10 protein-coding genes are annotated in these 8,957 nt (G+C 60.0%); all 10 read left to right on the top strand.

The annotated features are described in order from the left end of the window. Positions 1 to 40: 40 nt before the first annotated feature. The 10 genes from QKE30_RS10485 (at position 41) to QKE30_RS10440 (ending at position 8,717) form a co-directional block, all read left to right on the top strand. Positions 41 to 1,519, top strand: a complete 1,479-nt coding sequence (locus QKE30_RS10485; RefSeq protein ID WP_347934754.1) for a recombinase family protein — start codon at positions 41 to 43, stop codon at positions 1,517 to 1,519. Between the two features lie 228 nt (positions 1,520 to 1,747). Continuing rightward, positions 1,748 to 1,987, top strand: coding sequence for a hypothetical protein (locus tag QKE30_RS10480; protein ID WP_347934753.1), 240 nt, complete (start codon positions 1,748 to 1,750; stop codon positions 1,985 to 1,987). A 3-nt stretch (positions 1,988 to 1,990) separates the two neighbouring features. Continuing rightward, the gene (locus QKE30_RS10475) at positions 1,991 to 2,563 is read left to right on the top strand and encodes a hypothetical protein (protein WP_347934752.1); all 573 of its coding nucleotides are present in this window, start codon (positions 1,991 to 1,993) and stop codon (positions 2,561 to 2,563) included. Beyond that, positions 2,560 to 2,730 (top strand): hypothetical protein, encoded by a 171-nt coding sequence (locus QKE30_RS10470; RefSeq protein WP_347934751.1) that lies wholly within the window; start codon positions 2,560 to 2,562, stop codon positions 2,728 to 2,730. Before QKE30_RS10475 ends, QKE30_RS10470 begins: the two co-directional genes overlap by 4 nt. Next, positions 2,731 to 2,937: a hypothetical protein gene (locus tag QKE30_RS10465; RefSeq protein WP_347934750.1), complete on the top strand. Its 207-nt coding sequence runs from the start codon at positions 2,731 to 2,733 to the stop codon at positions 2,935 to 2,937. Continuing rightward, on the top strand, positions 2,928 to 3,428 hold the full coding sequence (locus QKE30_RS10460; RefSeq protein WP_347934749.1) for a hypothetical protein: 501 nt from the start codon (positions 2,928 to 2,930) through the stop codon (positions 3,426 to 3,428). Before QKE30_RS10465 ends, QKE30_RS10460 begins: the two co-directional genes overlap by 10 nt. A gap of 22 nt (positions 3,429 to 3,450) precedes the next feature. Next, positions 3,451 to 5,094, top strand: a complete 1,644-nt coding sequence (locus tag QKE30_RS10455; RefSeq protein ID WP_347934748.1) for a hypothetical protein — start codon at positions 3,451 to 3,453, stop codon at positions 5,092 to 5,094. A 1,540-nt stretch (positions 5,095 to 6,634) separates the two neighbouring features. Continuing rightward, positions 6,635 to 7,765 carry a hypothetical protein gene (locus tag QKE30_RS10450; protein ID WP_347934747.1) on the top strand — a complete coding sequence of 377 codons (1,131 nt, stop codon included), beginning with the start codon at positions 6,635 to 6,637 and terminating at the stop codon, positions 7,763 to 7,765. Between the two features lie 92 nt (positions 7,766 to 7,857). After that, positions 7,858 to 8,352: a hypothetical protein gene (locus tag QKE30_RS10445; protein WP_347934746.1), complete on the top strand. Its 495-nt coding sequence runs from the start codon at positions 7,858 to 7,860 to the stop codon at positions 8,350 to 8,352. Next, positions 8,349 to 8,717, top strand: a complete 369-nt coding sequence (locus QKE30_RS10440) for a hypothetical protein (RefSeq protein ID WP_347934745.1) — start codon at positions 8,349 to 8,351, stop codon at positions 8,715 to 8,717. Before QKE30_RS10445 ends, QKE30_RS10440 begins: the two co-directional genes overlap by 4 nt. Positions 8,718 to 8,957 lie beyond the last annotated feature (240 nt).

The raw sequence follows: 8,957 nt of genomic DNA, 5'->3' as shown, positions 1-8,957 counted from the left end.
ACGGCAAAGATGGTTGGTGAATTGGTGTAAAACTTTATCCATGGCTCACATACCCACCAAAACCACCTTGCCCGCCGGTATCTACGTGCGCATTTCCCTAGACAAGCACGAGGGGGCGGGCGTTGAACGACAAGAACAAGCGTGCCGCACACTTGCCGCCGAGCTCGGCCTTGAGGTTTCCCGCGTGTACTCCGATAACTCAATTTCGGCCTACTCGGGGAAAGTGCGCCCCGGCTTTATTGACCTTGTAGCCGACGTGAAAGCACGCAAGATTGGGGCGGTGCTATCGTTCGCCCCCGACCGCATTAGCCGCAATGTGAGTGAGTACGGACTATTCAAGGCCACCCTCAAGAACATGCATTGCCGCCTTATCTACGTCAACGGCGGCGAGCAAGCCCTCGACGACCCCAACGCCGACCTGATTAGCACCATGCTTTCGGGTGTGAGCCAATGGGAGAGCGCGATTAAATCCACCCGCATTGCCGCCGCCAAGGCACAACAACGCGCCCGCGGTGAGTACCCGAGGAACCCGAACCGGCTATTTGGGTACACGCACGACGGCGAGCCCCACCCGACCGAGGCGCCGCTTGTTCGTGAGGCGGCCACCCGCATTTTGGCCGGGGAATCACTCAAACGACTTGCCCGTGAATGGCAAGACGACGGGATAACCACCACCCGCGGCAACCGAGTTATCCCGGAATACATACGCAAGGTTATTTTGACCCCTACCACGGGCGGGTTTACGCACTTCAAGCTCAAGAAAAAGGACTACACCGCGAGCGAGTGGGAACAGCTTAGCGAGTGGGACAAGCTCGGGGTTATTGGCCGTGGAAAATGGGAGCCGGTGCTTGACCCCGAGGTATGGCAAGCCGTGTGGGCGCACCTAACGAACCCGGCACGCAAAACCAACCTTGTGGGTAGTACGCCGCGGCACTTGCTTAGCGGTATCGCGCGGTGTGGAAAATGCGGGGAACCGCTGTATTGCCGCAGAAAGCCCTATAAGAAAAAGGCCGACAAAGAACGCAAGCGTGTGTACTACTGCAAGGAAAGTGGCGGCGGGCACCCTACCCGCATTGCCGAGCCACTTGAGCGATACATTGCCGACCTTGTGCTTAGCCGACTATCGGCAAGCGACATTGTTGGCGAGCTTGCAAGCGGGGTGGATAGTGACCGCCGCGGCGAGCTCACCACTACCCGTGACATGTTGCGGGGGCGCATGGCCGACCTTGAGCAGCAAGCCACGCTAGGCAATGTGAGTATGGAACAGTTCGGGCGAATGAACCGAGCTTTGACCGACCAGCTTGAGGCTATCGACGCCGAGCTTGTTGAGTTGGCCGGTGCCGGTGGTGTTCTAGCCGAGGTGGCCGGGGTTGCCGACGTTCGCGCATGGTGGGCGACCGCCACGCTTGAGCTTAAGCGCGAGCTCATACGGGCGTTAATGGCTATCACGGTGGAAGTGACCCCGCGGGCGCAAAACAAGTTCAACCCCGAGTACGTCACCGTCGATTGGAAAGTGTAGGGCGGTGTGCCCTAGTGCCATGAGGACAAGCTAAACGGTTCTACCGACGGTTCTACGCCTCAATGCACAAGCCCTTTGACCTGCAACTTTAACCCCGAGGCCGCCGGTTGTCTTGGGGTTTTGCTATTGCTTGCAGTCATAGAAAAGCGCCACTAACCCCCAAGGCGAGACGATAACGGGGCACCGCGCAACACGGCGCGGGCATGGAACCGAAAAGGATTAGCCACCATGGCAACCACCGCCCCATACACCCCGCCGAGCATGACTAAAGCCCGTTCACGCCTTGGGTTGGTCACCCGCAACAAGGAAAACGGCACCGCCGTTGCCGAGGCGCGCGCCGACATGGCAGTGAACCAACTCATTAAGGCAATCGACAAGGCCGTTGACGCCGGGGCAAGCCTTGACGCCCCACGCCTTGAGTTCATCAACACCTACCTCGGCCACCGACTCGCTAAGGCCGGTGAATAAGCCGTGACCAACGTTTTCTATGACATGAACCTTGCCGAGCAAGTACGCGTACTTGTTGAGCTTGCCCACCCCGGTAAGCCCCGTGACCCCGACCGCCGCGGCGATAGCCTCATGCGTGAGGTTGCGGCAACAACCTACAGCCTTTGCTACCCGCTGCGCTACATGGGCGAAACACTCATGGAATGGGGCACCCGTCACCACCTTTTTGAGGTGTACGACTACGACGCCGAGCGGAGCCCAGCAACAACCCGTGTTCACGTGGAAGAGAGCGTAGCCGACCACGACACGGCCACTACGTTCCGCATAACCCTCATGTCCACCCCCACGGACGACGCCGAGGCCAATACACGTTATTTCGACCGGTACGACCACGCCCTTATGGTCATGCTCACGCTAGGCGCGCTTGCGTGTGACGCCCCGAGCACACCGGTCACGTGGGCACGCATCGACGCCGAGCTTAAGCCGCTCCCGCTAGTACGGGAAACCGGGAAACGCGCGGCCATTGCGCCGTGGCGAGACGACGAATTCCCCGAAGAAAGCATGTACGTAGGCCCGGCCGAGGGGTGCTGGCAGTGACCAACCGAGCAATGACCCCCGAACAGCGCGCCGAGTACATGCGCCTATCGTTCGCCACGCTAGACACGCTTGCCGCCGCCGAGGTTGCCCGCCGCGCGCCAACCTTGAGCCCCGAGCGGCGTGACCGCGTTGTGTCCATCTACCGAGCTGGCAAGGCGGTGGTGTAGGTGACCCGTTCCAAGCTCACACCCGCCCAAGCTCACACCGCCCGGCAACTCGCCCGTGACGGTGTAAGCCTCATGCGAATTTCTACCGTGCTGAACAAGCCCTATGTTGAGGTGTTCGCCGCCGTGCGCGGCGTGGACTATCCCCACCCCGTCATGGGAGAACACCCGGTACCGAACAAGAACAAGGACGGTAACCCATGGCCGTAAACAAGCTAACGCCGCTGTACCTCATGCCCGGCACCTTTGTGACCGTGCGCATGTTCGACGGCGCTTATATCCATCGTTTCAAAGTGCTCGGCAAGTCTGACGGCACCTATCGCGCCATTGGTTTTGATATGCCACTGAATTGCGACATTGGTGACGTGCGCCGGTGGCTTGGTGGCCGACGCCTCAAGGGCAACAAGTGGGAATGTAACCCCGAGTTCCCTAAGCGCCCGGCCGAGGTAGCGCCGGTGGTCACCAACCGGGGAACTTGGCACCCCGTGGGATACCTCACCCGACCGAGTGAGGCCAAGCGCCTAGGTGGCCGCCCCATCAACGAGCACACCCCCGACATGCTTAGCCCCGCCGCTATCGACGTCGTACAGATTTTGGAACAGCAAGAGCGCAAAGGAAAAGCCCCCGCCGCAAGGACTCACAGCGAGGGGCAAGCCACCACCACCAACAAGGAAAGTGACACAGACCATGATAACCCATAATCCCGAGTCCACCATGCCAACCGTGAGCGAGTGGGAACAACGCACCACATGGGCGCGAGTCCTTGACGGTGCCGACGTGCCCGAGGGCAATGAGTTCCACCGCTGTGACGAACAGGCCGACACCTTTGACGGTACCGAGCGATGGACGAATGAGGCCTATGACGGTGCCCCCGACGCCGCCACGCTCATTGCAAGCGATACACACCTTGAGCTTGCCGACGCCGAGTGTAGCGCCCCGCCGGTGTGGTGGCCTGAAAGTGAGGCCGTGCCCGTCGATAAGCTCACAGCGTACGCCGGGGTACGAGAGATAAGCCGAGCCGACGCCGCACGCAAGCTAGGCCTAGATGAAACAAGCGTGATTGAGTCCTTGAGTTGGGTATTTTCCTACCCCGGCCTAGACAAGGTTGCCAAGGCGGCCAAGACCCGCGGTGTGAATCCGTGGGGCTTGCTTGGTGCCGTCATGTCTTGGGTAGCCGCCGACATTCCGCCCGAGGTGACCACGCTTAGCGAGCAAGAGGGAAAAGGCACGTTCAACCTTTTCGTGGCGTTGTGTGGTGAGCCGGGCGCGGGCAAGGGGCGCACTATGCAACTTGGCAGTGAGCTAGTGCGCCGCGGGGCTCAAGGCAACTTTGTCACCGATAGCTACAATAAGCCGACGCGCGCCCCGGTAGGTTCACCCGAGGGCATGATTAGCGTACTAAGACCCCGTACACCGGACGAGGACGACGACGCCGCCGAGGACAACCCCCGCACCGAGCTTGCCCGCGTCATTTTCGTTATCGACGAAATGAACCGCCTATATGGTGAGCGACGCACGCAAGAGAGCACTCAAGAGGGCACCCTATTGTCCATGTGGTCGAACGAGAACGTGGGCGTGTTGCGCAAAAAAGAACAGGACACGCTTGCCGTCGAAGCATGGTCGTATCGCGTGTGTTTCCTTGTCGGCGCGCAAGCCAAGTGGGTACACCGCCTTGCAAGCGAAACATCGGCCGGGCTCGCACAGCGGTGGCTATATCTTCCCGCCGCCACTACGCATGTTGAGCGCCCCCAGCTAGGTAGGAAAAGGAATGCCGCCGAGGTGGAATTGCCGACCATCGACGTGCCCGCCGAGGTATGGAACGCCACCGAGCCGGTTGTTATCGACAATTACGTGCAATATGCCTTGGAGCTACAGGACTACTTTCTACGAAAGGCTGGCGTTGAAAAGCGCCCGATTGACCCGTTTAAGGTTCACCGGGCGTACAACCAAGCCCGAGTGGCCGCGGCGCTATCTGTCATTACCCGCGGGCGGTTGGAAGTTTCCCCCGAGGCGTGGCACCTTGCCGCGGCGGTTATGGACGTGTCTGACCTCACCCGTGAACGGATTAGCCGAGAGTACGAGCACCGTGACAGACAAGAACGAATCAACGCCGCCGCCGACCGGGCGGGTATCCACGACGACGCCGTTGTTAAGGCGGCCGAGAAACGCATTGTGAGAGTGCTCAAGGACAACGGCGGGCACATGTCGGGCGGCTCACTACGCAATGCCTTGAGTCGGCCACAACGTGAGGTAAGCGACCAAGCCGTAGCCAACTTGAGACAAGCCCGCGAAATCAAAGTTGAAGATATTGAGACCAAAGGCAACAAGAAGCCATGGCGCCGGTTCAGTCTCATCACAGCGGGGTAGGTCGTTAAACCACGGCCGCCAAGAATAGGGTAGGCAGTTCAGAAGCTAGGGTAGGCACAAAGAACTGCCTACCCTATTCTTGCAGGTAGTGACGGGTTTTTGGCCTAGGGTAGGCAGGGTAGGCAGGGTAGGTTGCACACACCGCTATACACCGCCATACAAGGGCGGCATGTAAAACATAGAGACCTTATAATTAATAATTATTATTTATAAATACTTACAACCATTGGTGAGGCGGTGGGGTAGGTTGTCCGCCTTAAGTCGAACCTACCCTGCCTAGCCTGCCTACCCTCACTTGACCTGCATGTTTATGTGCCTACCTTACCTGCCTACCCACACACTAAACTGCCTACCCTCACGACAAACTTGCAGGTCGCCAATGAATGAGCGGTGTGAAGTGAACCAAAAGGCAACAACAAACTGATCGGGTTTGCCTAACAATTGAGGCCGAGACGAAACCAAGCAAGGCTGTGGACAGCTCAAGACCTCACGCGGTGAGAGCAACGACGACAACCAACGTCACGTGAGTTGAGCGTTGCAGCAATTGACAAGCAACAAGAACAAATGAATATTCACCAACAACGTGCATAATTTCGCCCGCTGTGTCTCGCGTGGTCTAGCGTGGGGTGGGGGGGTACCTCCCTTGGCCGCCGTCCATCCCCCCTGCCGGTATAGGGAAATATATAGCCGGTAACCGGAATGGACGGAACCGGAACAAGCAAATACCTATCCGAGCGGTGAATAAACCGTGCATAAACCGCCGTGGGTAGCTGTGAACCCCGCGCGGCGTGGTCGATACAGCGCCAAATCAACGCCCCGCGTGGCCGTGGACGGCCTCAAGCCCCGGCGGTGGGTAAAGTTGTCCACCCCGCGCCCCAAAAGCCGTGAGAGAGGCTTACAGCGCCTTGCCGAGCGAACAGAACGCCGCCGGTCTATATTGAGGTTGCACCCCGCCCGCGGCGCGTGTCCCTCAATCCCCCAAAATCCCCCGAGGTGACCCCGTGGACGGGGTGCTTTCTATTGCACGCACCGACGCCGAGGGCAACGCCTTTTGGTCGGCTCGTGACCTCATGCCGCTCATGGGGTACACCGGGGCGGGCGCATGGCAGAACTTTTTGGGGCGCGCTATCTCACGCGCCGAGCAATCTGCCAAGAATGTGGGCATGTCCGCACGGTTTAGCCATGTGGCTAAACCGCTACCTCAAGGCGGTACACCAAGAAAAGACGTACACCTTGACCGCATGGCCGCCTACCTCGTGGCTATGAACGGTGACCCGAACAAGCCCGACCACCCCCGCCAAATACCCCCGTTCGCTAAGCGCGCCAACTTACAGCCGTGTAACCCCCACCTCGCATAACGCACCAATATTACACATTAGCGGTGTGACCAGCGCAAACAGTACCCTTTGAGAGACTTGCCAACGCCTACCACACGCATGACAATAAACGGTAGTGGCGCGCCCCAAGACCAATCCCAATCCCGAGCCCAAAAGTGCCATGACCACCGACCAGCTTTCTAGCTTCCAAGGACGTGACACTTATGGCTACCGAGCCAATTACTTACTTTTCCGACCGTGCCGCCGCTGTATCTACCGCGCTACGCATGACGGGCGTTGTTCCTACCGCCGCTAAGGCCATGCGTGAGGTAGACGACAAAATCACCGGCGCGTTGGACATGTTCGACGCCCGTACCGCCGCCCGCGACCTCAGCGAGTTCACCGAGGCCGGGCGCAAGTGGGCAAAGAACCCGACCAAGGGCGGGCTAGAGCGCCTGATTGAAACCTTGGCCGCGCCCGTCGGTAGCGACCCTACGACCGTGCCCGTGAGCGTCAAGACATCGTGGGGCGAAGAATGGCAGAACGTCACAGCTAACACACCTCATGCCCGCCGTATCGCCGCCGCGCGCAAGGGTGCACTGAACGGCCTTATCGCCAAGTTCGACAAGCCCGCCTATTCCACGGGCACGCTTATTGAGTCGTGCAAGGCCGAGGTGCGCGCGTGGTTCGACAATCTGGCAACCGAGGCCGCCGAGGCGTTGGCAGCACTTGACGACGTAGCTACAGACAAGGCCGGGGCTACCGGGCGGGTGGACTCAATTCTTGACCTCATTGACCCCGCTACCACGCCCGAGGCCACTATTACGGCCTACCGCCGGGCGGTGCGAGCATGGGCACGCATTGACGGTGACCTCGACGACTACGCCCCGCTTGCCCGCGCTATGGCGTTCAACGACGTGAGCGAGACGCCGAACAGTGACCGTGACGTGTTCGCCCGCATGGAAGAACAGACCAACAACCCGGCACGTTTCACCGCCCTCATGTTCGACGCCGAGGCGTGCGTGCTGGCCGTGTTCGGTATGAACCCGGTTAAGGCCGTGGCCGCCGGGCTCGGACAGGTGGCGCCGCTGGCCGACCCGTTGGGCAACGACCTACCCGAGCTTGAGCGCCGACTTGAGGCAATCAACGCCGCCGTGGGTTGGCTAGACCACCGCGCCCGTACCGTTGGTGACCGCTACCGTGGCCGAAAAGGTCTATACAGCGCCCACGACCGCTACGGTGAGGACACCCCGGCGGCGTCGTTGGCGACATTCAAGGCCGAGCGCCCCGAGGTGTTTGACGCCGAGGCCGCCGAGTACGACCTTGACCCGGTGGCCGACGTGTATGCCGAGTAGTCCACATGGACGGGCTAGACCTCACCATGTGGCCGTGCCACCCTCATGGCACATGGCAACGGGCACTACTTCATCAAAGCCTTGGGTTACCGGTGGACGACGACGACGCTAAAGCATTGGCTCGGTGGGATCGGCACCCGGTCACGCTCACATGGACACAATGCAGGAACGGCGTTGTATCCAAGTACACCTTGTTACATCAAGACGAACGGGTAATAGGCGCGGTGATTGACGCCGCTACTACGGTGTTGAGCACTAGCGAGGTGGTCGGTTCACATGAGCTTGCCCGCCGTATAGCCGGTATGCCCGGTGTGCCCGAGACAGGCCGCACGGCGGCGATTCTTAGAGCGTTCGGGCCGAGCAATCACGAGGCGCACATGCTTAAAGGTGGTATCACGCGCCGCCGCATGTACAAGCGCTATATGGACAACCTAAGCGGTAGGCCGGGGCATTTCTTCACCCGGCGTGTGCACAATTTTGACACGTTCATTGCCGAGAGCAAGGCACACCGCCGGTCAATCGGCACCCGCATGAGGGACAACTTGCAGCTTGGCCGACCACGGAAGAAAGAGAGTGTAAACCAATGACAACCAACAACAACCTTGACCAGCTCGGGGCACGAGTCTACGGGCGTGACGACGCCGCCGAGGCCAACACCCGCGGCGCACGGGTCTATGGTCACAGTGACGAAATGGACGCCCTCGGCGCACGGGTCTACGGAACAGGTGACCGGGGCGCGGTGAGTCACGAACAGGCCGCCGAGGCCGACACGGCTACGCCCGAGCGGTGGCGACTGAATGAGGTACGACAGGTAGCCGCCGTGGACTCATACGACGACCTTGACGCTATCGGGGCGCGCATGGCCACCCGGCACCATTCCGGTGGCGTGGTCACCGCGGATAACCGGAATGGCCGAGGTGACACGCCCGGCTTGCCCGGTTTTGACTACTAGAGTTGGCTACTAGCTAGGTAACTAGCCACTTGGGATAAGACCACCACCGCCTAGTTCACCGGCGGTGGTGGTCTTTGTCGTTGCCGTGCCGAGTCCTTAAAAGGCGTTTCCCACCTGCATGTTTGCACCCTATGGCGGTGGGAACGTCGTCGTGTTGGCTACCCCCTAAAGGGTTTACACTAATTCACCAACTAGCAACCTGCACCTGCTTTGCACGAAGCACCACAACCTCAAGACCGC

This window comes from Corynebacterium sp. c24Ua_83 (assembly GCF_039907245.1).
GTDB lineage: Bacteria > Actinomycetota > Actinomycetes > Mycobacteriales > Mycobacteriaceae > Corynebacterium.
This window is presented reverse-complemented; position numbering and strand designations above follow the sequence as displayed.